The 25,713-nt window shown below is 61.1% G+C and carries 21 protein-coding genes and 1 pseudogene; 13 read left to right on the plus strand and 9 right to left on the minus strand.

What is annotated here, in order from left to right; all coding sequences use genetic code 11:
* The first annotated feature begins 7 nt into the window (after nt 1-7).
* From kdpA to RGV33_RS09565, 5 genes are all read left to right on the plus strand, one after another.
* On the plus strand, nt 8-1,705 hold the full coding sequence (kdpA, locus tag RGV33_RS09545) for a potassium-transporting ATPase subunit KdpA (protein ID WP_322144054.1): 1,698 nt from the start codon (nt 8-10) through the stop codon (nt 1,703-1,705).
* 24 nt (nt 1,706-1,729) lie between these two features.
* Complete coding sequence (gene kdpB / locus RGV33_RS09550; RefSeq protein ID WP_322144055.1) at nt 1,730-3,787, plus strand: potassium-transporting ATPase subunit KdpB; 2,058 nt, start codon at nt 1,730-1,732, stop codon at nt 3,785-3,787.
* Nucleotides 3,788-3,854: 67 nt separating this feature from the next.
* A complete protein-coding gene (kdpC, locus tag RGV33_RS09555) occupies nt 3,855-4,400 on the plus strand; it encodes a potassium-transporting ATPase subunit KdpC (RefSeq protein WP_322144056.1) in 546 nt (181 codons plus the stop codon).
* 156 nt (nt 4,401-4,556) lie between these two features.
* Nucleotides 4,557-7,208, plus strand: coding sequence for a sensor histidine kinase KdpD (locus RGV33_RS09560; RefSeq protein ID WP_322144057.1), 2,652 nt, complete (start codon nt 4,557-4,559; stop codon nt 7,206-7,208).
* A 37-nt stretch (nt 7,209-7,245) separates the two neighbouring features.
* Entirely contained in the window at nt 7,246-7,941 is a 696-nt protein-coding gene (locus tag RGV33_RS09565) for a response regulator (RefSeq protein ID WP_322144058.1), read from the plus strand.
* Between the two features lie 125 nt (nt 7,942-8,066).
* Here RGV33_RS09565 and RGV33_RS09570 read toward each other — a convergent pair whose 3' ends face one another.
* The gene (locus RGV33_RS09570) at nt 8,067-9,104 is read right to left on the minus strand and encodes a patatin-like phospholipase family protein (RefSeq protein WP_322144059.1); all 1,038 of its coding nucleotides are present in this window, start codon (nt 9,102-9,104) and stop codon (nt 8,067-8,069) included.
* A gap of 217 nt (nt 9,105-9,321) precedes the next feature.
* On the opposite strand from RGV33_RS09570, the gene RGV33_RS09575 reads away from it, so the two are divergent.
* The 3 genes from RGV33_RS09575 (at nt 9,322) to RGV33_RS09585 (ending at nt 11,343) form a co-directional block, all read left to right on the plus strand.
* The gene (locus RGV33_RS09575) at nt 9,322-9,600 is read left to right on the plus strand and encodes a hypothetical protein (protein ID WP_010176194.1); all 279 of its coding nucleotides are present in this window, start codon (nt 9,322-9,324) and stop codon (nt 9,598-9,600) included.
* A gap of 80 nt (nt 9,601-9,680) precedes the next feature.
* Nucleotides 9,681-10,445 carry a CHAD domain-containing protein gene (locus RGV33_RS09580; protein ID WP_322144060.1) on the plus strand — a complete coding sequence of 255 codons (765 nt, stop codon included), beginning with the start codon at nt 9,681-9,683 and terminating at the stop codon, nt 10,443-10,445.
* A gap of 100 nt (nt 10,446-10,545) precedes the next feature.
* Nucleotides 10,546-11,343 carry an acyl-CoA thioesterase gene (locus RGV33_RS09585; protein ID WP_322144061.1) on the plus strand — a complete coding sequence of 266 codons (798 nt, stop codon included), beginning with the start codon at nt 10,546-10,548 and terminating at the stop codon, nt 11,341-11,343.
* Between the two features lie 19 nt (nt 11,344-11,362).
* Here the strand turns inward: RGV33_RS09585 and RGV33_RS09590 are convergent.
* The 3 genes and pseudogenes from RGV33_RS09590 to RGV33_RS09600 form a co-directional block, all read right to left on the minus strand.
* A pseudogene (locus RGV33_RS09590) lies at nt 11,363-11,620 on the minus strand (terminase); the annotation flags it as partial.
* A 108-nt stretch (nt 11,621-11,728) separates the two neighbouring features.
* Nucleotides 11,729-13,210: a methyl-accepting chemotaxis protein gene (locus RGV33_RS09595; protein ID WP_322144062.1), complete on the minus strand. Its 1,482-nt coding sequence runs from the start codon at nt 13,208-13,210 to the stop codon at nt 11,729-11,731.
* 96 nt (nt 13,211-13,306) lie between these two features.
* A complete protein-coding gene (locus tag RGV33_RS09600; RefSeq protein ID WP_322144063.1) occupies nt 13,307-14,113 on the minus strand; it encodes a TatD family hydrolase in 807 nt (268 codons plus the stop codon).
* 238 nt (nt 14,114-14,351) lie between these two features.
* Between RGV33_RS09600 and RGV33_RS09605 the strand changes: the two genes are divergently transcribed.
* From RGV33_RS09605 to RGV33_RS09615, 3 genes are all read left to right on the plus strand, one after another.
* The gene (locus RGV33_RS09605) at nt 14,352-15,773 is read left to right on the plus strand and encodes a transglycosylase SLT domain-containing protein (protein ID WP_322144064.1); all 1,422 of its coding nucleotides are present in this window, start codon (nt 14,352-14,354) and stop codon (nt 15,771-15,773) included.
* A 103-nt stretch (nt 15,774-15,876) separates the two neighbouring features.
* Entirely contained in the window at nt 15,877-16,311 is a 435-nt protein-coding gene (locus RGV33_RS09610; protein ID WP_322144065.1) for a DoxX family protein, read from the plus strand.
* A gap of 254 nt (nt 16,312-16,565) precedes the next feature.
* On the plus strand, nt 16,566-16,874 hold the full coding sequence (locus RGV33_RS09615; RefSeq protein WP_322144066.1) for a class I SAM-dependent methyltransferase: 309 nt from the start codon (nt 16,566-16,568) through the stop codon (nt 16,872-16,874).
* A gap of 3 nt (nt 16,875-16,877) precedes the next feature.
* On the opposite strand, the gene RGV33_RS09620 is transcribed toward RGV33_RS09615, so the two are convergent.
* Genes RGV33_RS09620 through RGV33_RS09630 form a run of 3 tightly spaced genes read right to left on the minus strand, consistent with a single transcriptional unit; the run spans nt 16,878 to nt 20,344 of the window.
* Nucleotides 16,878-18,680, minus strand: a complete 1,803-nt coding sequence (locus RGV33_RS09620) for a Gldg family protein (RefSeq protein ID WP_322144067.1) — start codon at nt 18,678-18,680, stop codon at nt 16,878-16,880.
* A gap of 15 nt (nt 18,681-18,695) precedes the next feature.
* Entirely contained in the window at nt 18,696-19,421 is a 726-nt protein-coding gene (locus tag RGV33_RS09625; RefSeq protein WP_322144068.1) for an ABC transporter permease, read from the minus strand.
* Nucleotides 19,418-20,344 (minus strand): ABC transporter ATP-binding protein, encoded by a 927-nt coding sequence (locus RGV33_RS09630; protein WP_322144069.1) that lies wholly within the window; start codon nt 20,342-20,344, stop codon nt 19,418-19,420. The genes RGV33_RS09625 and RGV33_RS09630 overlap by 4 nt, the downstream gene beginning before the upstream one ends.
* 316 nt (nt 20,345-20,660) lie before the next feature.
* On the opposite strand from RGV33_RS09630, the gene RGV33_RS09635 reads away from it, so the two are divergent.
* Complete coding sequence (locus RGV33_RS09635; protein WP_322144070.1) at nt 20,661-21,842, plus strand: hypothetical protein; 1,182 nt, start codon at nt 20,661-20,663, stop codon at nt 21,840-21,842.
* Between the two features lie 155 nt (nt 21,843-21,997).
* Nucleotides 21,998-22,471 carry a transcription elongation factor GreB gene (greB, locus tag RGV33_RS09640; RefSeq protein WP_322144071.1) on the plus strand — a complete coding sequence of 158 codons (474 nt, stop codon included), beginning with the start codon at nt 21,998-22,000 and terminating at the stop codon, nt 22,469-22,471.
* Nucleotides 22,472-22,517: 46 nt separating this feature from the next.
* Here greB and RGV33_RS09645 read toward each other — a convergent pair whose 3' ends face one another.
* Nucleotides 22,518-25,028 (minus strand): ABC transporter permease, encoded by a 2,511-nt coding sequence (locus RGV33_RS09645; RefSeq protein ID WP_322144072.1) that lies wholly within the window; start codon nt 25,026-25,028, stop codon nt 22,518-22,520.
* Nucleotides 25,028-25,711 carry an ABC transporter ATP-binding protein gene (locus RGV33_RS09650; RefSeq protein WP_322144073.1) on the minus strand — a complete coding sequence of 228 codons (684 nt, stop codon included), beginning with the start codon at nt 25,709-25,711 and terminating at the stop codon, nt 25,028-25,030. Before RGV33_RS09650 ends, RGV33_RS09645 begins: the two co-directional genes overlap by 1 nt.
* Nucleotides 25,712-25,713: the final 2 nt, after the last annotated feature.

The raw sequence follows: 25,713 nt of genomic DNA on the forward strand, positions 1-25,713 counted from the left end.
GCAGGCTATGCACAGTTATGACTATTGGCTGATCATCGCCTTCTTTGCCTTGGTGCTGATTCCGGCACCGGCCCTGGGGCGGTTTTACTACAAGGTAATGGAAGGGCAGCGCACCTGGCTCACGCCGGTGTTCGGCCCGGTCGAGCGCGTTTGCTATCGCCTTTCGGGTGTCGACGCCGATCAGGAGCAAAGCTGGCAGAAGTATGCACTGGCCTTGCTTGCCTTCAACGTCGCAGGTTTCGTGCTGCTGTTCGCGTTTTTGCTGTTCCAGCAATACCTGCCGCTGAATCCGCAGAAACTACCGGGCCTGGAATGGACCCTGGCGTTCAACACCGCTATCAGTTTCATGACCAACACCAACTGGCAGAACTACAGCGGTGAAGCCTCCCTGAGCTACCTCAGTCAGATGGCAGGCCTCACCGTGCAGAACTTTGTCAGTGCCGCCACCGGCCTTGCGGTGCTTGTCGCCTTTTGCCGTGGGATCGGTCGCAAATCCACCAAGACCCTGGGCAACTTCTGGGTCGACATGACCCGCGCCACCCTCTACGGCCTGCTGCCGATGTGCCTGGTATTTGCGCTGTTCCTGGTCTGGCAGGGCGTGCCACAAACCTTCGCTCACTACGTGAACGCGGTGACCCTGCAGGGCGTTGACCAGGTGATTCCACTGGGCCCGGCGGCCAGCCAGATTGCGATCAAGCAATTGGGCACCAACGGCGGCGGTTTCTTCGGTGTCAACTCGGCGCATCCGTTCGAAGACCCGACGGCCTGGGCCAACCTGTTTGAACTGGGCGCGATCATCCTGATTCCGGTCGCGCTGGTGTTCACCTTTGGCCACTACGTGAAAGACCTGCGTCAGAGCCGGGCGATCCTCGGTTGCATGTTTGCCTTGTTCCTGATCGGCGGTGCGACTGCGATGTGGGCCGAATATCAGCCCAACCCGTCGCTGAACAACCCGGCGGTTGAACAGGCCGCACCGCAGGAAGGTAAAGAGGCGCGCTTCGGCACCACCGGCACCGTGTTGTGGTCGGTGGCTACCACCGCTGCGTCCAACGGTTCGGTCAACGGCATGCAAGACAGCCTCAACCCGCTGACCGGGATGGTCTCGCTGGTCAACATGATGGTCGGTGAAGTGATCTTCGGCGGCGTCGGTGCCGGTATGTACGGCATGTTGCTCAACGTGTTGATCGCGGTGTTCCTCGCCGGCTTGATGATTGGCCGCACACCGGAATACCTCGGTAAGAAACTTCAGGCCAAGGAAGTGCAACTGCTGGTCGTGACCCTGTTGGTAATGCCGGTTGGCACCCTGGTGCTGGGCGCCATCGCCGCCACCCTGCCTGGCCCGGCCGGTGCTATCAGCAACCCTGGCCCCCACGGTTTCAGCCAGTTGCTGTACGCCTACACCTCGGCCAGTGCCAACAACGGTTCGGCGTTCGGCGGTTTCAGCGCCAACACCACGTTCCACAACTTGATGATGAGCCTGTCGATGTTGCTTGGCCGCTTCGGCTACATCTTCCCGGTACTGGCCCTGGCCGGCAGCCTGGCGATGAAGAAAACCGCACCGATTGGCCAGAACAGCTTCCCGACCCACGGTGTGCTGTTCGTGACCCTGTTGACCGTGACCATTTTGCTGGTGGGCGGCCTGACCTTCCTGCCGACGCTGGCACTGGGCCCGATTGCTGAACATCTGAGCATGGCTGCTTTTTAAATGAAGAGCCTAGGGGATATGAAAATGAACTTGCCTGCAAAAAACGCGGCTCCCGTGAAAACCCAGGAGCCTGCCAAAACCGCGATGTCGGCCCTGTGGCGCCCGGCGCTGGTCCAGGCGTTCGTCAAGCTGGATCCACGCCAGCTGCAACGCTCGCCGGTGATGTTGGTGGTCGAACTGACCGCCATCCTCACCACCGTTCTGTGCTTTGTGCCGGACGTCGCCGTACCCACCTACGTCTCGGTGCAAATCGCGGTATGGCTGTGGTTCACCGTGCTGTTCGCCAACTTCGCCGAAGCCTTGGCCGAAGGTCGCGGCAAGGCCCGCGCCGACAGCCTCAAGGCCGGCAGCGAAGGCCTCAGTGCGCGCCGCAAGGAAGGGGACGGCAGCTTCAAGGTCGTGCCGGCCACCAGCCTGCGCAAAGGTGATGTGGTGCGTGTGGCCGCCGGGGAAATGATCCCGGGTGACGGCGAAGTGATCGAAGGTATTGCCGCAGTCAACGAAGCGGCGATTACCGGCGAATCCGCGCCGGTCATTCGTGAGTCCGGCGGCGACCGCTCGGCGGTCACCGGCAACACCCGCCTGGTTTCGGACTGGTTGATGATCCGCATCACTGCCAACCCGGGCGAGTCGACCCTGGACCGCATGATCGCCCTGGTGGAAGGCGCCAAGCGCCAGAAAACCCCCAACGAAGTGGCGCTGGACATCCTGCTGATCGGCCTGACGCTGATCTTCCTGCTGGTGGTGGTGACCCTGCAACCGTTCGCCCACTTCGCCAATGGCAGCCTGCCGCTGGTGTTCTTGGTGGCGCTGCTGGTCACGCTGATTCCGACCACCATCGGCGGCCTGTTATCCGCGATTGGTATTGCCGGTATGGACCGCCTGGTGCGCCTCAACGTGATCGCCAAATCCGGGCGCGCGGTGGAAGCGGCAGGGGACGTGCACGTGCTGTTGCTGGACAAGACCGGCACCATCACCTTCGGTAACCGTCGGTGCACCAACGTGATCGCTGCGCCCGGCGTCAGCGGCAAGGACCTTGCCGAGGGCGCGCTGCTGGCGTCCCTGGCGGACGACACGGCCGAAGGCAAATCCATCGTCGAGTACCTGCGTGGCCTGCATCCGCAAGCCGAGCCGTCGGCGGATGAACTGACCTGCGTACCGTTCAGCGCGGAAACCCGCCTGTCCGGCGTCGACTACCAGGGCCGTGTGTTCCGTAAAGGCGCCGTGGATTCTCTGCTGGCGTTCATCGGCCTGCAACGCCGCGACCTGCAACCGGCGCTGTCCCGGGAAATCGACAAGATCGCCCAGAGCGGCGGCACCCCGTTGCTGGTGTGTGCCGACGGCAAATTGCTCGGCGCGATCCACCTCAAGGACGTGGTCAAGCCCGGCATTCGCGAGCGTTTCGCCGAGCTGCGCAAGCTGGGGATCCGCACCGTGATGGTCACCGGCGACAACCCGCTGACCGCTGCTGCGATTGCCGCTGAAGCCGGTGTGGATGACGTGCTTGCCGAGGCCACTCCGGAGAAAAAACTCGCGCGTATTCGTCACGAACAGAACGACGGCCGCCTGGTTGCAATGTGCGGCGACGGTGCCAACGACGCCCCGGCGCTGGCCCAGGCCGACGTGGGCATGGCGATGAACGACGGCACGCAAGCCGCCCGTGAAGCGGCCAACATGGTCGACCTCGACAGCGACCCGACCAAACTGCTGGACGTGGTGCAGATCGGCAAGGAGTTGCTGGTGACGCGTGGCGCGCTGACGACGTTCTCCATCGCCAACGACGTGGCCAAGTACTTCGCGATTCTGCCGGCGCTGTTCGCCTCGATCTACCCGCAACTGGGTGTGCTCAACGTGATGCACCTGCAAAGCCCGCAGAGCGCGATCCTCTCGGCCATCGTGTTCAACGCATTGATCATCGTGGTGCTGATCCCGCTGGCGCTGCGCGGTGTGCGGGTGCAGGCGGCGAGTGCCGCAGCGCTACTGCGTCGCAACCTGCTGATCTACGGCCTGGGCGGGATTCTGGTGCCGTTCGTGGGCATCAAGGCGATCGACATGCTGCTGACCGCGCTGCACCTGGTTTGAACCGATGCCTGTGGGTGCCGGCAAACCGGTGCCTGCAAATTGCAATGACCGAATTGAGGAATTTGAAATGTCCAACATAATCCGTCCGGCCCTGAGCCTGCTGGTGTTGATGACCCTGATCACCGGCGTGGCTTATCCCCTGGTTGTCACCGGCGTGGCGCAAGTCGCGTTTCCTGATCAAGCCAACGGCAGCCTGGTGCGCGATGCCAGTGGCAAGGTGCGTGGTTCGAGCCTGATCGCCCAGGATTTCACCGGCGACGGCTGGTTCCACCCGCGGTCATCTGCCGGTGCGTTTGCGACGGTTTCCAGCAGTGCCAGCAACCTCGGCCCAAGCAACCCGGCGTTGGCTACGCGTGTATTTGACGATGCCAACAAGCTGCTGGTACCTGGCCAGGGGCCGGTGCCGATGGCATTGTTGACTACCTCCGGCAGCGGTCTTGATCCACACTTGCCACCACAGGCGGTTGCCTATCAACTGGCTCGGGTGGCTGCTGCACGTAACCTGCCGGTGGCGACCCTGGAGCGCTTGATGGACGAGCACATCGAAAGCCCGTTGGTAGGGCCGCCGGTGGTGAACGTTTTGGCGTTGAACATGGCCTTGGAAAAGTTGTAAGCAGTGGCGCCGCCAATCGCGGGCAAGCCCGCTCCCACAGTTGATCTTTGTTGAACACAAAGTCTGGATTCACTGAAGATCAACTATGGGCGCCGGGCTTGCCCGCGATGACGGCATCACTATCACCACATCAACACCTGAAGGAAGACTGCCCGCATGAGCGACTCCGGCCGCGCCGATGCCCTGTTAGCCGATCTACCCCGGGACGGCCGTGGCCGGCTCAAAGTCTTCCTCGGCGCCGCCCCGGGCGTGGGCAAGACCTACGCCATGCTCCAGGCCGCCCACACTCAACTGCGCCAGGGCGTGCGGCTGATCGCAGGCGTGGTGGAAACCCATGGCCGCGCCGAGACCGAAGCCTTGCTCAGTGGCCTGCCGCAACAGCCGCTGTTGCGCTGCGAATACCGTGGCGTGATGCTCGAGGAAATGGACCTAGACGGCCTGCTTGCCGCCAAGCCCAAGCTGGTGCTGGTAGACGAACTGGCCCACAGCAACGCCCCCGGCAGCCGCCACGAAAAACGCTGGCAAGACATTCAGGAACTGCTGTCTGCCGGCATCAACGTCTTCACCACGGTCAATGTGCAGCACCTGGAAAGCCTCAACGACCAAGTGCGCGGCATCACTGGCGTGCAAGTGCGTGAGACCTTGCCCGACTGGGTCTTGCAGGAAGCCGATGAGCTGCTGCTGATCGACCTGCCATCCCGCGAATTGCTGGAGCGCCTGCGCGACGGCAAGGTCTATGTGCCGGAGCAGGCCCGCGCCGCCATCGATGCGTTCTTCACCCAGACCAACCTCATGGCCCTGCGCGAGTTGGCGATGCAAACCGCTGCGGCCCACGTCGACGATGACCTTGCCCAGGGTTATCGCCAATTGGGCCAGGCCGCGCCGGCTGTGCGTGGCCGATTGCTGGTCGGTGTGGACGGTGATGCCCAGGCCGAACGGCTGGTGCGTCATGCCAGCCGCGTGGCCCAGCGCCGGCATTTGCCGTGGAGCCTGGTGCATGTGGATAACGGCCGGGTGCGCGATGAACACTCGCGCCTGCGCCTGCAAAATGCCCAGCAACTGGCCGAACGCCTTGGCGGTGAAGTGGTGCTGCTGCGGGCGGGAGAGGTGGCGAAGACGCTGATCCAGCACGCCGCCGAGCGCCGCGCCAGCTTGATCCTGGTGGGGCAGTCGCGGCCGCGTTGGCATCGCACGGTGTTGGGTGGTGGCTTGGCGTCACGTTTGCTGCGCAATGCCCGTGGCCTGGAAATCAACGTCCTCGACAGCGATGAAGTGCCGGCCCCGCCCCGCTTGCCGGATGTGCGAGGGCTGGTGTGGTTTGACTATGCCCTGGCAGTGGGAGCGACCGTGATTGCGGCGGCGGTCGCCTGGGGGGTTGCCAGTGTTTTACCGTTGCCGAATATCTCGCTGGTGTTCCTTGCCGCCGTATTGCTGGTGGCGGTGCGCAGCAGTTTGGGCCCGGCGCTGGCGTGTGCGGCGTTATCGTTCTTGAGCTACGACTTCCTGTTTATCCCGCCGAATTTTTCCTTCGCGATCCAGCGCGAAGAGGACGTGCTGACGCTGTTGTTCTTCCTGCTGATGGCCGCGCTCACCGGCAACCTGGCCGCGCGCCAGCGTCGGCAGTTGCAGGCATTGCGCGACACCCAGGAAGAAACCAGCGAGTTGCTCGACCTGTCCCGCAAGCTCACCGCCGCGACGGATCGCCAGGCGGTAATCAGCGCGGCCGCGCATCACCTGGAAGGCTGGAGCGACCTGCAGTTGTGCCTGCTCAACCGCGACGGGCAGGGCGACTGGAAGGTCGAGACCGGCGGGCCGATCACCTTCACCGAAGCCGAACGCGCCGCCGCCGACTGGGCCTGGCAGCACGATCAACCGGCGGGCATGGGCACCGGCACCTTGCCGTTCGGGCGCTGGTGGTGGTGGCCGTTGTCCGGCGAAGAAGGCCCGCTGGGCCTGCTGGGCGTCAGCCCGAAACCCGGGCTCGAACTAAGCGGCCAGCGCCGTCGCCTGCTCACGGCCTTGAGCCAGCCCTTGGCCCAGGCCCTGGCCCGTGCGCAACTGGGCCAGGAACTGGAAGCGGCCCGCCTGCACGGCGAAACCGAGCAATTGCGCAGCGCGTTGCTGGCCTCGGTGTCCCACGATTTACGCACGCCGCTGACCTCCATGCGCGGCAGCATCGACAGCCTGCTGGCCCTCGGCGAGGCGATTGCGCTGGAGGATCGCCGGGAGTTGCTCGAAGGCACCCGCGATGAAGCCGAACGCCTGGATCGCTACATCCAGAACCTGCTGGACATGACTCGCCTGGGCCACGGCGCGCTGAAACTGGCACGGGATTGGGTCTCACCCGGCGACATCGTCGGCAGTTCCCTTGGCCGTCTGCGCGCAGTGCTGGCGCCGCTGCAAGTGACCACAGACGTGCCGCCCGAGTTGCCGTTACTGTACGTGCACGCAGCCTTGATCGAGCAAGCGCTGGTCAACGTACTGGAAAACGCCGCACGCTTCTCGCCGCCCCAAGGCCGCCTGAAACTCAGTGCCGGCGTGCTGGATAACCAGTTGTTTTTTGCCGTCGCCGATGAAGGCCCGGGCATTCCCGAGGAGGAGCGGGCGAAGATTTTCGACATGTTCTACACCGCCGCCCGAGGTGATCGCGGCGGGCAGGGCACCGGGCTTGGCCTGGCGATCTGCCAGGGCATGGTCGGGGCGCACGGCGGGCATATCAGCGTGGCCGATGGCATTGAAGGCCGCGGCACCTGCATCACTTTATTCCTGCCATTGCAGGCCCAACCTGGCCTGGAAAGCGAACCTTGAGCTACCCTCTTTTCTTCACGGATTTTGATTGGACACCATGAGCCAGACTGCGACGATTTTGGTCATTGACGACGAACCGCAGATCCGCAAGTTCTTGCGTATCAGCCTGGCCTCCCAGGGCTACAAAGTGATCGAGGCCGGCACCGGCAACGAAGGCCTGGCCCAGGCCGCCTTGAGTAAACCGGACCTGCTGGTGCTCGACCTCGGCCTGCCGGACATGGACGGCCAGCAAGTGCTGCGCGAGTTTCGTGAGTGGTCCACGGTACCGGTGCTGGTGCTGTCGGTGCGGGCCAGCGAAGTGCAAAAGGTCGAGGCGCTGGATAACGGCGCCAATGACTATGTGACCAAGCCGTTTGGCATCCAGGAGTTTCTGGCGCGGGTGCGGGCGTTGCTGCGCCAGGCTCCGACGGGAGAAGCCCAGGAGGCCGCGTTGTGCTTCGGCCCGCTGACGGTCGACCTGGCCTACCGCCGCGTGCTGCTGGACGGTGTTGAAGTGGCGCTGACCCGCAAGGAATACGCGGTGCTGGCACAACTGGCGCGCCACCCCGGGCGGGTGATTACCCAGCAGCAATTGCTCAAGGACATCTGGGGGCCGACCCATACCGAAGACAGCCATTACCTGCGGATTGTGGTCGGGCACCTGCGCCAGAAGCTGGCAGATGACCCGACTCAGCCGAGGTTTATCGTGACTGAGGCCGGGGTGGGCTATCGATTGTTAAATAACGAGTCCTGATTGTCCGTAGCAGCTGTCGAGCGCCAGCGAGGCTGCGTTGGACGCAACCCGGTGTTGTGCCAGTCTCGAATCGGTGGTGAGGCCAACGCAGCCTCGCTGGCGCTCGACAGCTGCCACGGGCACTCTCAGTGCTGCTCACTCTCATACCGGTCCAGCGTATCGCTCGCAATCTCCCGCCCCAATGCGATCAATTCCGGTGCTTTGTAAAACTCGAAAAACCGGCACACCCGCTTTGGCACGTTGATCAGGATATCCGGCGGATACCCGGCGATCTTGTACTGCGCCAATGACGTCTGCATCACCTCGAAACTCTGGTTGATCAAGTCCAGCAATGACGCCGGCCCCACGTTATCGATGATGAACGAGCCGGTCGCCGACTTCGGCGCCCCGGCCTTTTCCGGGGCGGCCGCCGGTTGCTGCGCTTCGGGCTCGGCAGACTCCAGCCACGGATTGATATCGGCGGCCTGGGCCAGCAGCGCTTCCTGTTCCAGCATCAACAACTGCTCCGCCTGCTTGCGGCGAAACGGCAAGTGGGAACCCAGTGAACGCACCAGGTTGTCGAAGCGACTCCTGAAGGCCGGCGGGCGCTGGATCACCGGAAGGGTGTAGTGCTTCTGGTTGGTGGAGTTGAGGTTGACCGCAATGATCAGGTCGCAGTGGCTCGACACCACCGGCACGATTGGCAGCGGATTCAGCAGGCCGCCGTCCACCAGCATGCGGTTGCCCTGCATCACCGGGGTGAACAGGCTGGGAATCGCCGCCGAAGCGCGCATGGCCTGGTGCAGGCAACCTTCCTGGAACCAGATTTCCTGCTGGTTGGTCAGGTCGGTGGCTACGGCGGTGTAGGGAATGCGCAGGTCTTCGATGTTGATCTCGCCGACGATTTTGCGGATCTGCCCGAAGACCTTTTCGCCACGGATCGCCCCCAGGCGAAAGCTCACGTCGACCAGGCGCAGCACGTCCAGGTAGTCGAGGCTTTCGATCCAGTTTCGATACGCCTCCAGCTTGCCCGCGGCATAGATCCCGCCCACCACCGCGCCCATGGAGCAGCCGGCGATGCAGGCAATGTCATAGCCACGTTTTTCGATTTCCTCGATCACGCCGATATGGGCGTAGCCCCGGGCGCCACCGGAGCCCAGCACCAATGCAACACGTTTGTTCATGACCTGATCCTTCGCAAAACAGGTGACCACAATGCACCCATCGAGGGGCGTGCTTCAATCACCAGTGCCACAACCGATTATTTTCGCGAGCGGGCCACTGTGCTCGGGTATGCTCTGGCAATCGGCACTGCGGATTCAGGCAGTCGGATAAGGCACTTTTCGGTGTGGGCAACGTCTACAGCTGTGACTGTTTTTTCTTTTCTTGAGGTGTCATTTGATGAAAGCCTGGATGTGTGTGCCTGTGATCGTGTTGGCCCTGGCCGGTTGTGCCGGCAAAACTGCTTATCGCGATAGCTGCGGCACGCAACTGGATGCCGCCTGGCACGAGCTGGACCTGGCCAAGGCCGAAGGTTTTGCCGGCACCGTGAGTTACTCCAAGGCTCTGTCGTTGTTGACTGGCGCCAAGACCCAACAGCAGTTTGAAGCCTTCGAAGGCTGCTCGAACAAGGCTGAGAAAGCCCGTTTCTATATTCGTGAATCGCGCGCTGGGCGCTAACCCCGCGTAGCAGCTGTCGAGTGCAACGAGGCTGCGTCGGCGGCCTCAAGCCCGAAGGTTTAATCATTGAGGAGGAAAGGATGTCAGCCTTGGTCGATCAGCTTGTCGCTCAGGTCATCGGCCTGGAGGTTGGGTTACTGAACTGCCAGGCGCGCCTCGCCGCCGTCACGGACGACGAGGCCCTGCATGATTTGCGCACCACAGTGCGGCGCTTGCGCAGCCTGCTGCGGCCATTGCGCGGGTTGCCTGGCGTGGAGCAACTTGAAGCGGCCGCCAGTGCAGTGGGCCAATTGACCACGCCGTTTCGCGACCGTGAAGTGTTGGCGGCATACCTCCACCAGCATGGTCATCACGAGGCGGCAGAGCGGCGTATCCAGCAGCAGCCAGCCACCTACCGCTCGGTTGCCCAAGGGCCGCAGCTGGCGCAGTTGCTGCTGATCCTCGATGCATTCCCGCGTTTTATTCGCGCCTCCCAAAGGCAGAAACTGCTCAAGGGCTTGCGCACACGCATTGAAAAACGCCTGGCCAAGCAATGGAAAAAGCTTGGCCAGGCGTTGCACGATCCCAACCATGACCGTCATCGCCTGCGTCTGTTGATCAAGCGTGTGCGCTATGCGGCCGAGGCTTATCCCGAGTTGGACAAGTTGCCACCCAAAGCCGTGTCTCGTCTCAAGGCAGCCCAGGGCGCCCTCGGCGATTGGCACGATTGCTGGCAATGGCTGGCGCAAGCCGGGCACGAACCCGATTTGCAGCCCTGCGTTACCGGCTGGCACCGCACTATGGCCAGGGCCGAAGGGAAAGCGGATCGCGTGTTGGACAAGTTGAGCGCCGACTGCTTCGCTTGAGCCCACGGCCTATCTGTCCGGACTTTTGGCTGGAATAGGTGCTGTACGGCGCAGGCTGGCTGGTTAAGATCCCTCAATCCTTTTTCAAGTTGAGACCGCCATGCGCTTTAGTGATTTGCTCGACGCTGCCCGCAGCCACCCGCTGGACGTTTCGGTCCCCGCCGAATGGGCCCAGGGCCGCGCCACCTTTGGCGGCCTGGTCGTGGCGTTGGAATACGAAGCGTTGCGTGCACAGGTCCCGGCGGATCGCCCGCTGCGCTCGCTGGCAATTACCTTTGTTGGCCCGGTAGCGCCGGACGTGTCTGCCAGCTACCAGGTCGAAGTGCTGCGTGAAGGCAAGGCCGTCAGCCAACTGCTGGGCCGTGTGGTGCAAAACGGTGAAACGATGACCTTGGTGCAGGCCAGTTTTGGCGCTTCGCGGGCGTCGCAAATCGACGTCGCGGCTGAACCGGCGCCCACCTTCAAACACTGGGATGAATGCCAGGAGCTGCCTTACATCAAAGGGGTGACGCCGGAGTTCATGCGGCATCTGGCGATGCGCTGGAGCGTGGGCGGCCTGCCGTTCACCGGCAATAAATCGCGTGAGATGGGCGGCTGGGTCCGCTTGCGTGGCGACGTCAAAGAAGAACCGTTGACCGAAGCACACATCCTCGCGCTGGTAGATGCATGGCCACCGTCAGTGTTACCCCACCTGACCCAACCGGCGGCGGGCAGCACGCTGACCTGGACAATCGAATTCGTGCAGCCGTTGCAAACCCTCAGCACCCTGGACTGGTGCCAGTACCTGGTCCACATCGAACATGCCCGTGACGGCTACGGCCATGCTGCGGCGCAGCTGTGGAGCCCCGACGGCCAGTTGATCGCTATCAGTCGCCAGTCGGTGGTGGTGTTCGCCTGAGCCCTCAGACCAACAGGTGTTGATCGTTGGAGGCATCGCTGGTGCGCGCCTCCAGGCCCCGACCGTGATGCTGCAGCGCCAGTGCGGCCAGGATGCCGACAACGCCGATTGCGACGCTCGCATAGTTTTCGCTGAACACTCCAGAGACCATCAGCAAAAAGCCGATCACCAACAGCGGCAGCGCAAGCAGCTGCAGCACTTGATTGGTTGCATGCTGGTGACTCTGCGGCTGGGTGCGCCATTGCCAGGCGGGAAGGTTTGGATGACGTTTGCCCATGATCGTGATTCCTCTGTCCGTTGAAACATCTTGAACAGAGTGTAGGCCGGGCAGGGCGGGGCGGCGAATCAAGGATGGCTATGGAGGCCATAGCCATCCCTCTAGGGTTTACAGCTTCAACTGGCCGATTGCCTTGCTCAGTTCCCCAGCCAAGGTTGCCAGCTCGTTGCTGGTGGTTGCCGATTCTACCGTCTGTTGCACGGTGTTCTCGGTGACGTCACGAATGCTCACCACCGCCCGATTCATTTCCTCGGCCACATGGCTTTGCTGTTCGGCCGCGACGGCAATCTGCGTGTTGCTCTCACGCATCTGGGCCACGGCGCCGGTGATTTCGGCGAGGGCAATTCCGGCTTCCTGAGCCTGTTGCACGCAATCATCGGCCTTGAACGAGCTTTCTTGCATAAAGTCCACCGCGTCCCGGGTGCCGGCTTGCAGGGCAGACACCATGCGGGTGATTTCATCGGTGGAGCTTTGCACCCGCTTGGCCAGGTTGCGCACTTCATCGGCGACCACGGCAAAGCCGCGGCCCATCTCGCCGGCGCGGGCAGCTTCGATGGCGGCGTTAAGGGCCAGTAAATTGGTCTGCTCGGCGATGCTGTGAATCACCCCGACCACGCTGTTGATTTTCTGGCTGTCCTCGGCGAGTTTCTGGATCATTTCGGCGGTCTGCTGCACGCCGGTAGACAGCCCGGCAATCGAGCGTTGCACCCGGCTGACCACTTCCCGTCCACTGCCGGCAAGGGTGTCGGCGGTCTGGGACAGGTCACGGGTGGCGCCGGCGTGTTGGGCGATATGGTAGACGGTGGCCGTCATCTCGTTGATCGCGGTGGCGGCCTGGTCGGTTTCGCTTTGTTGGCCGAGCATGCCGTGCTGTACCTCGTTCATGCTGCTGGCCAGGCGGGCGGCACCGTCGTCCAGTTGCCTGGCGGTGCGCGCAACGGTATTGACCACGCGTTGGTAGCCCGCCTGCATGGCGTTAAAGGCTGTAGCCATCTGCCCGACCTCATCCTTGCACGCAAGGGGGACGCGGGCTGAAAGATCGCCGGTTTTTTCGACATGCAGCATCACGTCTTTCAGGGTGTTGAGCTGACTGAGCAGAAAGCGGATCAGCAGCTGTGAGGCACCGAGCATGGCCAGCATCAGTATCATCACTGCCACCGCATAGTTGGCGAAACGCTCTTCGAAGACTTGGCTCAAGCTCGGTCCATAGGCCAGCACGGCGACCTGCTGGCCGTCGGCACGGCCGATCACCTCGGCGCCCATCAGCGGGTTTTCGCCGAACAAGGGCATGGGGTTGAAATCCACCCAGCCAGTGGCGGTGGCCAGGGCCGACAGATCCTGGTCGCCCAGCTGTGGGATTTTGCCTTTGGTGTAGGTCAGCCAATGCTCGGCCTTGGGCAGTGGCTGGCCGGCGGGCCAGGCGCTGAGTAAGTTCGCCTGGGCTTGCGCTGAAGCTTGGGAGGCTTGGCTGCGTGCCTGTTGTTCGAGCTGCACGGCGTACAACACCAGCAGCAGGGTGGTGATGAAGGCCACCGCGTTCACGGCCCAGAATTTATACTTCAGCGAGATGTTGCTAAGCCAGGCACCCATGGAAGGTTTTCTCTGATAGCGGAAACAGCATTGGCAAGGTGCCATTATTGTGCCGCTATCGAGCCAACAGGTTTTGATATGGGTCAATGCGCCGCGTCAATCCGGCACAGGCAACCCAAAAAAGGCACGGGCGCAGGCGGTACTGTGTTGCGCCAGGTCTTCGACGGTTTCTTCGCGGTGCAAGGCGACTTCCCGCAGGACTTCCGGCAAATAGGCGGGTTCGTTGCGACCGTTTTTCGGCTTGGGCCGCAGGGTTCGCGGCAGCAGGTAGGGCGCATCGCTTTCCAGCATCAGACGGCCGCGGGGAATTTCCCTGACCAATGGGTGCAAGTGCGTCCCACGGCGCTCGTCGCAGATCCAGCCAGTGATGCCGATATGCAGGTCCAGGTCGAGGTAGCTGAACAGCGCGCGCTGCTCGCCGGTGAAGCAATGCACCACGGCGGCTGACAGGTGATCACGGTAGTCCCGCAAGATTTCCAGCAGGCGCTGGTTGGCGTCGCGCTCGTGGAGGAATACCGGGAGTTTCAGCTCCACGGCCAGGGCCAAATGTTCTTCGAGAACTTTTTCCTGTTGGGGGCGTGGCGAGAAATCCCGGTTGAAATCCAGCCCGCATTCACCCACGGCACGTACGCGGCTTTCCTTGAGCAGACCGCGCAGCCGCGTGGCGCTGTCGGCGTTCCAGTCGCTGGCGGAGTGAGGGTGGATACCAGCGGTGGCGAACAACCGCTGGCCGCTTTCGTCTAACTGCTGGCACAGCTCCAGGGCCTGTTCGCTGCCGTCGACACTGGTACCGGTGAGCACCAATTGGCTCACCCCGGCGGCGTAGGCACGGTCGAGAACGGCCTGGTGCTTTTCGTCGAAACTTGGGTTGGTCAGGTTGACGCCGATATCAATGAGTTGCATGGTGCTACCTCCGCCTGCGGTCGGAAAGCATATCAGAGCTGTAGATTTATAAGAAAAGCCAAGAACTACAACGAGTTAAAGCTGTCTTTGAAAGTCGCAAGTAACACCGTGTTTGGTTTGTCGCCATCTGCCGTGCCACCCTTGCGCCCAAAGCCTGCGCTCATGGCGCTCTGTTTCTGTCCCCCAACGCCTCGTTTTTCGCGACGCAATGGGCAGTATTCTTTCTTCCGGAGAGCGGATGATCCGACCCTCGGCGTTGCTTGTGTTGTGCCTGGCGTTATTGCTGCCCATGCCGGCGGTTGCGCGTCTGGACGGGCCGCTGGAAGTGACCCGGCCCGGAAAGGTCCGCGACCTTGCGCAAATTCGCAGCAGTCGCACCTTGCGGGTGCTGGTCAACCAGAGTCGCAACAGTTCCGGCGAAGTCCAGGGCCAGGCCATCGGTGTGGAATATCATCGCCTGCGCGCCTTCGAGCAATACCTCAACGGCCACGCCCGTGACGGTGAGGAAATCACCCTGACGATCATTCCCAAGGCCAAGGATCAACTGATCGGTGCGCTGGCCCGTGGCGAAGGCGACCTGGTGGCACCCGGCGAATTGCTGGACGTGAAGGCGGCCCACAAGATTGCCACCAGTGACCCAATCGCCAGCGACGTGCCGTTATGGCTGGTAGGGCTCAAAGGCGAGCGGCGGTTTACCCGGTTGGAACAACTGTCTGGACGTACCCTGGCCCTGACCACGGGCAGCGCGGCGTCGGACGCGATCAACCAGGTCAACCAGAAACTGGCCCTGCACAAGTTGCCGCCGGTGAAGGTGGAGTGGGTAGACCCCAGCCTGGCGGTGGAAGACGTACTGGAGATGGTCCAGGCCGGGATTTTCCACTTGACCATTGTCGAACGGCCGATTGCCGAGCGCTGGGCGAAGATCCTGCCCAAGTTGCGGTTCGACCGGCAAGTGACGATCAGCGAGCCGGGCGAGGAATATTGGTTCGTACGCCAGGACGCCTCGATGCTGCGGGCCAGCATTGATCGTTTTCTCAAGACCTACCACACGCCGTCCGACCAGGATGTGGCGTTCCAGCGCATCTACCGCCGCTTGTATCAAGTGCGCTACCCACTGGCCCGCGCCGACCGCCAACGCCTGGAAAAACTGCGTCCTGTGTTGCAAAAACACGCCCGTGAACAGGGCATGGACTGGCTGAACCTGGCCGCCCTGGCATTCAAGGAATCGGCGCTCGACCCGGGGGCCCGAAGCAGTGGCGGCCCTACCGGGCTGATGCAGATCACGCCATCGGCCGCGCAGCGGGTCGGGGTCAATAACATCGAGAGCCTGGACAACAACGTGCAGGCGGGCGCGCGGTACCTGGCGATGATCCGGCGCAAGTTCTTCTCCAGCCCCAAGCTCAACGAGCGCGAGCGCATGGCCTTTGTACTGGCGGCCTACAACATGGGGCCGGAGCGGGTCCAGGGAATGCGCGCCGAAGCGCGGCGCCGGGGGTTGAATCCCAACCAATGGTTTTTCCAGGTCGAGCGCATTGCCATGGAGCAGGTGGGAATGAGCGGCGTCAGCTATGTTAATAGCGTGAACAAGTATTACTTGGCGTTCGATCGGGAACGGGAGTCTTTGGAGCCGTCTGCACCGAGAGTGGCCTCACGGAAGTGATCGATTTATTAGATGTTTATTAGCCGCTTTATCGGCTTTTATCATTCCTTAAACTGATTAATATAGCGGCCAACCAACCCCCACGATGAAAAGGATTATCAGCATGAGCCCATTGATCAACCGCATCCTCTCCACCCGTGCAGGCTATGGCCTGACTGTCCTGAGGGTTTTTGTCGGGATCATCTTCGCCGCTCACGGTTCGCAAAAACTCTTTGGCTGGTTTGGCGGTGGTGGCCTGGCGGGCACTGCTCAGTGGATGGAAAGTATCGGCCTGGCGCCGGGCACCTTGATGGCGCTGTTGTCTGGCGGTACCGAGTTCTTCGCCGGGCTTGCATTGATCATCGGTTTGTTGGCGCGGCCTGCGGCCTTGGGCCTGTCGATCATCTCTCTGGTGGCGATTTTCTCGGTGCATATCCATAACGGTCTGTTCATGGCCAACAATGGTTACGAGTTCGCCCTGGCGTTGCTGGGCGGTACGGTGGCGGTGTTGCTGGAAGGCGCCGGCAAATTGTCTGCCGACCGCGCCATCACTCACTGATACCGCGCAAACCCCTTTAAGGCCCGCACTGTGCGGGCCTTTTCGTTGCTCGGGATTCTTGACACCGCCCTACAGGCTTCTCTAGGATGTTGCCCATGCGCCGATTTAAACAGCTAATTGCGGGGCGCCACCGGTGACTGTTCACAGTCCCGACAGAAGCCTGGGCCAAAGGCCTGCTTCGAAATTCCGCTAAAGCGCTGGTTCGGTGTTGCCTCTCACCTGCCCGCAGACTTTTGAGGCAGAGACACGACACGATGAATGCACTACGCCCCCTTATACGCCTGGCCCCGATCACCGCGGACCTCACTCAACGCAATCCAAAAATCCTACTGGGCGGCAAGCACCAGCCGACGCTGCTGCGTTATCTGGACGGCTGGCCGCGCCGCACGGGGCGGCCTTCGGCCTTCCTGATCCAGTTTGTAGAGGATGGCGACTCTCTTGCCCGCTTTGCGTCGAACAGCTTTGACCTGGCCGTGATTCAAGCGCCCAGTGCAAGTGATGCTCAGGAAGTGATTCACCAGTTGACCCGCATTGCCCGGCAAGGGTTGATTGCCCGACGCTGAAAACTAGTGGAAGGCCGCGCAAGGCAGGTGCTGTCGGCGGCGGCGAAACAGGAAAATACACCACGCAACCATGCACAGTATCAGCGGCAACGCAAAGGTATTGAGCAGCTTCATGTTGCGTTCCAACGCATGCACCTGCGCGTACGACTGGACTTTCAATGCGTGCATTTCCACGGGCACGCGCAAACGCTCCTTGTTAAGCGCCTGCAGTAGCGTGTTGGAGGTTACCGCTTGCGTGCCCTGGGAGATCATCCGGGGGTTGAGCAACTGCCATTCCTTTTCCGTTCGCGCCAGGCGCTGTGCCATTTCGGTGGATTTTTCCTGGTAGGCCTGTGCCGCGTCGTTGCGCAATGCCTGCAACACGTGAAGAGCCCGATTGCCCCCTTCACGGGGGCGAATGTTCATCAATGCGTCGGGTGCTGCCAGGTTATCCAGTGTATTCAACACGAACAGTGCGTTATCTGAAGAAGGGCCGCTTTGCGCGGGGTTGAGGTGGGCGCTCCCCGCCACTCGATCACTGAGCAGGTCGGTGTCGGCGACGATGACAATATGGATCTGCGCAGCCTTCTGCAGGCCGGCCTTACCTGCGTTGACGCCATCAGCAAAGGCGGAGTGCGCCGGCCCTTCGACGCGGGCGGCAATCACATAGGGCTGCCCGCGAGCGGTTATCTCGTTGATCAGTGAGTCAAACTGGGCGGGCAACGCGAAACGGTCCGCATCAAACAGCGCCGCTTGCCCGGAGCTTTGCAGCAATGGCGTGAAGGTCATGCGGCTTCTCTTGAGGGGAGCCAGCACGCCGGTGCTCAAGGTATTGACGCTCTTGAGCTTCCAGGTGCTGAGGTCATGCCGTGCCATTGCCTGGCGGGGCAGGGTCAGCGCAGCGGGATGGCGCACGGGTGGTTGGCCTGTGGTCATGACCACTGAGGTGGCATAGTCGCGATCGGCGAGTATTTTATTGGCGGGCATCTGTACGCCCCAGGCTGCCAGTAATGCGTCCAGCCTGGGGTTTTCCGTGGCGATGCCTCCAGCATCCAGCCCGCGCAGTGGGTCGATAAACATCATCAGTTTGCCCGCGCCCAACACAAATTGATCAATGGCGTACAGGGTTTGATCGGGCAGTGTCCCGGGATTAACCACCATCAAGGTTCTGACATGGTCGGGAATCTGGGCGATACCCGGCTCGAGGCTAACGAGGTTGAATTGCCGGCGAATCTCCTGCAGTAATTGCAAGGGAGGCGCATCGCCGTTGTGTTCATCCTTTTTGCCGTCCATGGGCAGCCGAGATATCAGGCCGACAACGGGCTGCTCCGGATGGATCACCTTGTGGACCAAATGGCTGATTTCATACTCCAGCAACGACGCCCGGTCCGGGCTGAATGACGCAATGCTATGGGGGGCATGGCCTGCGCGGGTACCAACGAGGCCGAAGAACCCATGTTGATCGTCGAGCCCCATTAGCCGCGCTTTGTACTCATCTTCGGAAAAAGGCGTGGGATCAATCAAGTGCAGGTTGATCTTGCCCTTTGACGCTTTCTCATACTCTCTGAGCAATAATTCGACACGTTTCCCGTAGGTCTTCACGCTATTGCTTTGGTTGGGGTGTGTGCTTGAGTGGAAAAAGTACAGGTCAATCGGCCCCTCAAGTGACGCGAGTTGATGCTGTACGGAATCGGACAGGGTATGGATTTTCTGTTCCGAGAAGTCGATCCGTGTATCAGGAAGTTTGAACACCCATACCCAGTTAAACGCAAAAAAGAGTAAGAGTAAGGTGATAATCGTCATGCCGGCGCTGAGTGGTGTTTTCATTTTGGAATCTCCTCCTCAGCTGTTTCTGATATTTAGAGTGATAGTAGTTGTGGCGAGGAAGGCAATAATCACGCTGGCAAAATACAAACTGTCATGAAGTGCCAGAACGCCATGATCGATGGCGTCAAAGCGTACGGATGGGCTAAGGGAAAGAATGCGGTCAATGAGCCAGACCGGCGCCTGATATTCCAGGGCATCAATAATCGAAGACAGTCCGCTTACGATAACCAACAGTCCGAGGGTCGCGGTGAAGATAGCCGTACGGTGGTGGGTCAGTGTGGAAATAAAACACCCCGCAGACAGGTAACTTCCGGCCAGTAACCAGCTGGCCAGGTACTGGGAGGCAATAACACTATTGTCTGGATTGCCCAGATAGTTGACAGTGATGACCAGGGGAAAGGTCATGAGCAGGGCAATGCCCGCAATGATCCAGGCGGCCAGGTATTTGCCCATGACTATTTCAAAGTTGCTGATAGGCAGTGTTCTTAAAAAGCCGATGGCGCCGGTTTTATATTCATCGGTCCACAGTTGGGCGCAAAGCACTGGCGTCAACAACAGGTAAGTCCAGGGATGCAACTGGAAGAAGCCATGTAAGTCTGCGCTGCTCTGTTCCACTAGTTGGCTTGTATGCAAACCCAGTGCGGTAGAGGCTATCAGGAACACTGCGGTGCTTAGATACGTGACGGGTGCTGAAAGGTAGCTGACGAGTTGGCGCTTGAGAATCACCCGTAGAAGTTTCAATTCGATGCCTCCCGGCTCATGTGATGGACCACTTCATCCAGGCGGCCGGGCTCCAGCTTCAGGGCATTGATTTTCCACCGCCGGTTCGCGATCAGTGCCGCGATATGTGAATAAATAGTTTGGCCGGGCATGGCGAGCACCGTCACTGTTCCGGGGGTTTCCCGGTCTTCCTCGATGCCGGCGACTCCGGGCAGTACCGCCAGGGCCAATAAATCCAGCGGTACATCGGCGGCAAGGGTTACCGCCTGGTAGTGACGAGAGTTAAGCTGCATGTCGCGTAATGAGGTGTCTGCCACGAGGCGCCCGTCGGCTATCACTACTGCGCGGTCGCAAATGCCTGTGAGTTCTTCAGGGGTACGGGAGGCGACAATGATCGTCATTTCATCGTTCAGCGACTTGATGAGCAGTCTTATTTTTTGTTTTTGATCGGCGCCCAAGCCTTCCGTTGGCTCATCGAGTAACAGCAGGTCGGGGTCATGCAGGATCGCCTGGGCGATGGCAACCCGGCGTTTCAAACCCGTAGGAAGGCCTTCAACGGGGCATTTGAGTATCTGCCAAAGTTCCAGGCGCGCAACCGCCCGGTCAATCATCTTGTGTTTTTGCGCGCCGCGAAATCCGCGTATTTCAGCGATAAAGCCGAGAAATCCCTTCACGCTCATTTTGCCATGGCTCATTGGCAGTTCCGGCTGATAGCCGACGACTGTTTTGGCCTGTAACGCAGTCAGCGCAATATCGTTACTGAATATTTGTATACGCCCCGAAGTGGGGGCAGTTGCGCCCGAGATCATCTTGATGATCGTGGTTTTCCCCGCACCATGATTTCCAACCAGTCCCAGGCACTCTCGATGGTGAGCGCTGAATGAGATGTCGCGGACAAGGTTATTTTTACCTATTTTTTTTGTCAGACTTGTTATCTCGATCATTGGGCGTTTCTACTGAATAGGTTTGGCAAGGCTCGATAAGGTCGAGGGCTCGAATAGCCTGCATGAGCAGCAGGGGGTGAATGTTCGAAACATTAAAATATAAAGCGCTTATTTATCGCGCCCGGAATCACACTATTAAAAATGGTACGTTCAATGGCGTAGCTTGGAAACGTAAAGGTAGATGAATAAGATAAATCCTACATGTAAGACTTCGGCTCGCTGAAACAATTATTGTGTTATTGGTGCTTTAATCGAGGTCGTCTTTGTGTTCGGTGTGTGTTTGTAAAACGGCCAATTTAAATGGAGCCTGAATATCATGTTGCTTCTACGTACAATTGTTCTTGAACAGTCGGCGCAGGATGCGCCCGTCAACGGTGCACTGCTGTGTAGTTTCGCGGTGGCGCAGATCGCATCCAACTTCCTGGCCTACAGCCTCGATGAAGAGACAGAACCTGGTAGCTCACGGGTATATATCGCCGCATTGCGTAAAAAGTCCGAGAGGTACTTCCTGGGCGCAATAGACTCCAAGGACGACCTGCAAACAGCGACCCACGTCTTCAAGCAAATTCTTACACTCGCCGCTGCACCGGGGGCCAGGGCCGGCAGCGCAGGCGAGGCTCAAATTCCCTATCATTTTGTCGACCTGAAAGGCTGCAAGCTTCCCCCCGCCCGGCCTGAGGATCATCATTCACTGACGATCAAGAAGTCATTGGTGATGAAAGTGATTACCCTGGGCACTTCGGCACCCGGGTTGCCCGCTATCGAAAGCAGTTCGCTGATCGTGCCATCGATTCGTTTTTCCTCGCGAATGGTTTCTCCTCCCAGGTCCCAGGAGCGTCCAGACCCTTCGCCGCCATTGCCCGAGCCCATTGCCCAGGAACCCCTGGAGGTGCTCCAGGTAACTGAGACATTCGCCGAGCCACCGCCTCAAGTGCCTGTGCGGACGCCAGTGCTCGCCACTGCGCCGCAACTGCCGCCGTCGCCACCTGCGTCCCAAGAGCCGCCTTCATTGTTCGAAGTCGACGACACGCTGACCAATCTTGCGCGCGTGGCTCAGGAATTGACGCAGCAAAAGCTCGCCGTGCTCAAGCACGAAGATGCGCTCGAGCAGTTACGGCAGGAACTGCGCCAGGAACAAACCGAGCTTGTAAACGAGCGCCAACGGATCACCGAAAAAGAGGCATCCCTTGAGGCGTTGGCGCACACACTGGCAGGCCGTGAAGAGCATCTGGCCGGGAGCTCTGCGTTAAACCAGGCAGAGCAGCGTCGAATGGATGAGCGTGTGCGCAATCTGGAGGGGCAGGAAGCCTTGCTGCACAACCGTGACCTGGCTGTTCGCGAGAAGGAACAACAGCTGACGACGGCACTGTTTCAACTGCCCGGCCTGCGGGATAACCTGAGGCTGGCACTTCAAACCCTGGATGAATCGCTTGCATGGTTACCTGAGTCCGCGCGCAGCCAGCCTGAAAGTCGCCCTCGCCAGGCGGATGTGGACTGAGGCGGTGCAGGTTGCTTGAATGCACCCGCGGGTCTGGCTACTTTGCTGCGTTCATTTATTATCGAGCCCCATCAGCCGAAGTCGGGCGTTCGATACGCTGTGCCTGATGCGGCGGCGAGTCTGAAAAATGGAAACTTCCAGGGGATGTAGCGCTTTTGAGCACCAAGCTGATTACCAAAGAAGGTCATGAAGCCCTGAAAAAAGAGCTTGATTACCTGTGGCGAGAAAAGCGCCCTGATACCACCCGTAAGGTGACGTGGGCTGCGTCCCTTGGAGACAGGAGCGAAAACGCCGACTACCAGTACAACAAAAAACTGCTGCGGGAAATCGATCGCCGGGTGCGTTACCTGCGCAAGCGCCTGGAAGACATGCGCGTGGTCGAGTACATGCCGGAGCAGGAAGGGAAGGTGTTTTTCGGCGCCTGGGTAGGGATTGAAAACGAACAGGGCGAGACCAAGCGGTTTCGCATCGTCGGTTACGATGAGATCTATGAGCGCATGGACTACATCTCCATCGACTCGCCCATGGCTCGTGCCTTGTTACGCAAAGAGGTGGATGACGAAGCGCTGGTGCAAACCCCGGGCGGCGAAGTGTGCTGGTGGATCACCGCGATCGAGTACGTGAAGTAACAACAGCTGGCCCGCCCTCATTGCAGAGAGTGGGCCATTTGCGTTTTCATCCCTCGCGCAGCACCGTCAACGGGCTGGCATTCAGCGCGCGGCGAGTGCCGAACACGCCCGCACCGCCGATCAAGATCGCGCCAATCACTGGCAGCAGCAACAGCCACGGATGTGGGTGCCAGGTCAGGTCGAACGCGTAGCGGTACAGCACCAGCGTCACCAATTCGGTGCCCAATGCTGCCAGCAGGCCGCTCACGGCCCCCAGTAACCCGAACTCGATACGCCGCGCCTTGACCAGCAACTTGCGCTCCGCACCCAGCGCCCGGAGCAGGGCGCCTTGGCGAATCCGCTCGTCGAGGGTGGCCTGAAGCCCGGAGAACAACACCGCCATCCCCGCCGCCAGCACAAACAACAGCACGTACTCCACCGCCAGGGTGACCTGGGCGAGGATGCTGCGCAGTTGTTCCAGCAGCGCCTCCACTTGCAGGATAGTCACTGCCGGAAAGGCCCGGGACAGGTCGACGATCTGCTGGTCATGGCCGGGCGCCAGGTAGAAGCTGGTCAGGTAAGTGGCCGGCAGGTCCTTCAAGGTCCCCGGCTGGAAGATCATGAAGAAGTTGGGCTGGAAGTTGTCCCAATTGATTTCCCGCAGGCTGGTGACCCGTGCTTCGCGGTTTTCGCCACCGACGGTGAATACCAGGTGATCGTTGAGCTTGAGTTTCAAGCTGTCAGCGACCTTGGCCTCTACCGAAACGCCTGGAATCTCGTCGGTCGGTTGCGCTGTCCACCAGGAGCCGGCTGTCAGCTTGTTACCCGGTGGCAGGTCAGCGGCCCAGGTCAGGCTCAAGTCCCGCTGTACGGCGCGATCACCACTGGAGTCCTTGCTGACAATTTCCTGCACCGGGGCGCCATTGATGCTGATCAAGCGTCCCGGCACCACTGGATACAAGGGCGCAGACTGCGCCTGCAATTCCAGCAGGCGCGCGCCGAAGGTGTCTTTGTCGGCGGGCAGGATGTTCAAGGCGAAATAATTGGGGGCGTCCTTGGGTAGCTGGTTTTGCCAGGTGTCGAGCAATTCGCCACGCAGCAGCGCGATCAAGCCCATGGACAACAGGATCAGCCCGAACGCCAGGGATTGGCCCGCCGCCGCCAGTGGATGACGCAACAACTGGCCCAGCCCCAGGCGCCAGGGCAGCGAGGCACGCGCCAGCAGGCGCCGCAGGCTTTGCAACAGCAGCAGGAGCAGGCCGCCGAGGATCAGCGCGGCAATCACGCCCCCGCCCAGCAGGGCGAAGGTCAGCACCAGGTCGAGACTCAGGCGCCACATGATCAGGCCCAGCGCGAACAGCGCGGCACCGTAGACCATCCAGGTGCTGGAGGGGATTGGAAGCAAGTCGCGTCGCAATACCCGCAGCGGTGGCACGCGCCCCAGCGCGGCCAGCGGCGGCAACGCAAAGCCGGCGAGGGCGACGAGCCCGGTGCCGATCCCGGCAACGGCTGGCAATAGCCCGCCGGGCGGAACGTCGGCTGGCAGCAGGTCATGCAACAGCGCAAACAACCCCAGTTGTGCCAGCCAGCCGAGCAGGGCGCCGGTGAGGCTGGCCAGCAGTCCGAGCACGGTCAATTGCAGGCTGAACAGCAACATGGTCTCGCGCCGTGACAACCCGAGGCAGCGCAGCAAGGCGCTGGCATCAAAGCGTCGGCTGGCGAAACGGTTCGCCGAGAGCGCCACCGCCACGCCGGAGAGCAGCACCGCCACCAGGCTGGCCATGTTCAAGTAACGCTCGGCCTTGCCCAGTGCCCCCCCAATCTGTTGGTTGCCGTCGCGGGCATCCTGCAGCCGCTGGTTGGCAGCCAGGCCTGGCTTGACCAGGTCGCGGTAGGTTTGCAGCACGGTACCGCCTTGCGGCGCGCGCCACAGGTCGCGGTAACTCACGCGGCTGCCGGGCTGCACCACGCCGGTGGCATCGAGGTCGGCCAGGTTGATCATTACCCTGGGCGTCAGGCTATAGAAGTTGCCAGCGCGGTCGGGCTCGTAGGTCAGTACCCGTGCCAGGCGCAGGGTCTTCATGCCAACGTCGATGCTGTCGCCGATCTTCAGGCCCAGGGCCGTCAGCAGGCGCGCTTCCACCCAGGCTTCACCGGGTTTTGGCCCACCGCCTGCGGTTTCCTCGCCGAAGGGCTCGGCAGCGCTCTTCAGCTCGCCACGCAATGGGTACTCGTCGTTGACCGCCTTGATGCTGGACAGCTGGATGCCATTGTCGGTGGCAATCACGCTGGAGAACTCCACGACCCTGGCGTGCTGCAAACCCAGCTCGGTGCCGCTCTGGATTTGTTCGGTGCGGGCGGGGGAACTGCCTTCCAGCACCAAGTCGGCTGCCAAAAACTCCGTGGCGCGCAACATCATGGCGCCGTTCAGGCGTGCACCGAAGTAACCGATGGCGGTGCTGGCGGCGACGGCCACCAGCAGGGCGAAGAACAGCACACGCAGTTCGCCGGCGCGGGCATCGCGCAGCAACTGGCGAAGGGCAAGGCTGAACAGGCGCAACAAGGGCAAGCGTGCCATCAAGGCTCCAGGGGCGCGACCATCAGGCCGGCTTCAAGACGGATCAGGCGGCGGCAACGGTGGGCCAGGCGCTCGTCGTGGGTCACCAGCACCAGGGTCGTGCCGTTCTCTTTGTTGAGCTCGAACAGCAGGTCGCTGATGCGCTCGCCGGTGTGGCTGTCGAGGTTGCCGGTGGGTTCATCGGCAAACAGCACATCCGGTTCGGCGGCAAACGCCCGGGCGATCGCCACCCGTTGCTGCTCGCCACCTGAAAGTTGGCGCGGCGAATGCGTGAGGCGCTGGCCCAGGCCGACGCGCTCCAGCAGGTGCCTGGCACGCTCGCGGGCGTCTTTGCGGCCGTCCAGCTCCAGCGGCAGCATCACGTTTTCCAGTGCATTGAGGCTGTCGAGCAACTGGAAGGACTGGAACACAAAACCTACGTGTTCGGCGCGGATACGCGCCCGCTGGTCTTCGTCGAGGGTACTCAGGGCTTGGCCGGCGAGGGTGACTTCGCCGCTGCTGGGCAGGTCGAGGCCGGCCAGCAGGCCCAGGAGGGTGGATTTGCCGGAACCGGAGGCGCCGACGATAGCCAGGCTATCGCCCTTGTTCAGTTCCAGGCTCAGTTCGTGCAGGATAGTCAGTTCACCTTCCGCGCTGGGAACCACTTTGCTAAGGTTTCGCGCGGTGAGAATGCTTGCGCCCATGG

It is taken from the genome of Pseudomonas sp. Bout1 (genome assembly GCF_034314165.1).
Classification (GTDB): Bacteria; Pseudomonadota; Gammaproteobacteria; order Pseudomonadales; family Pseudomonadaceae; genus Aquipseudomonas.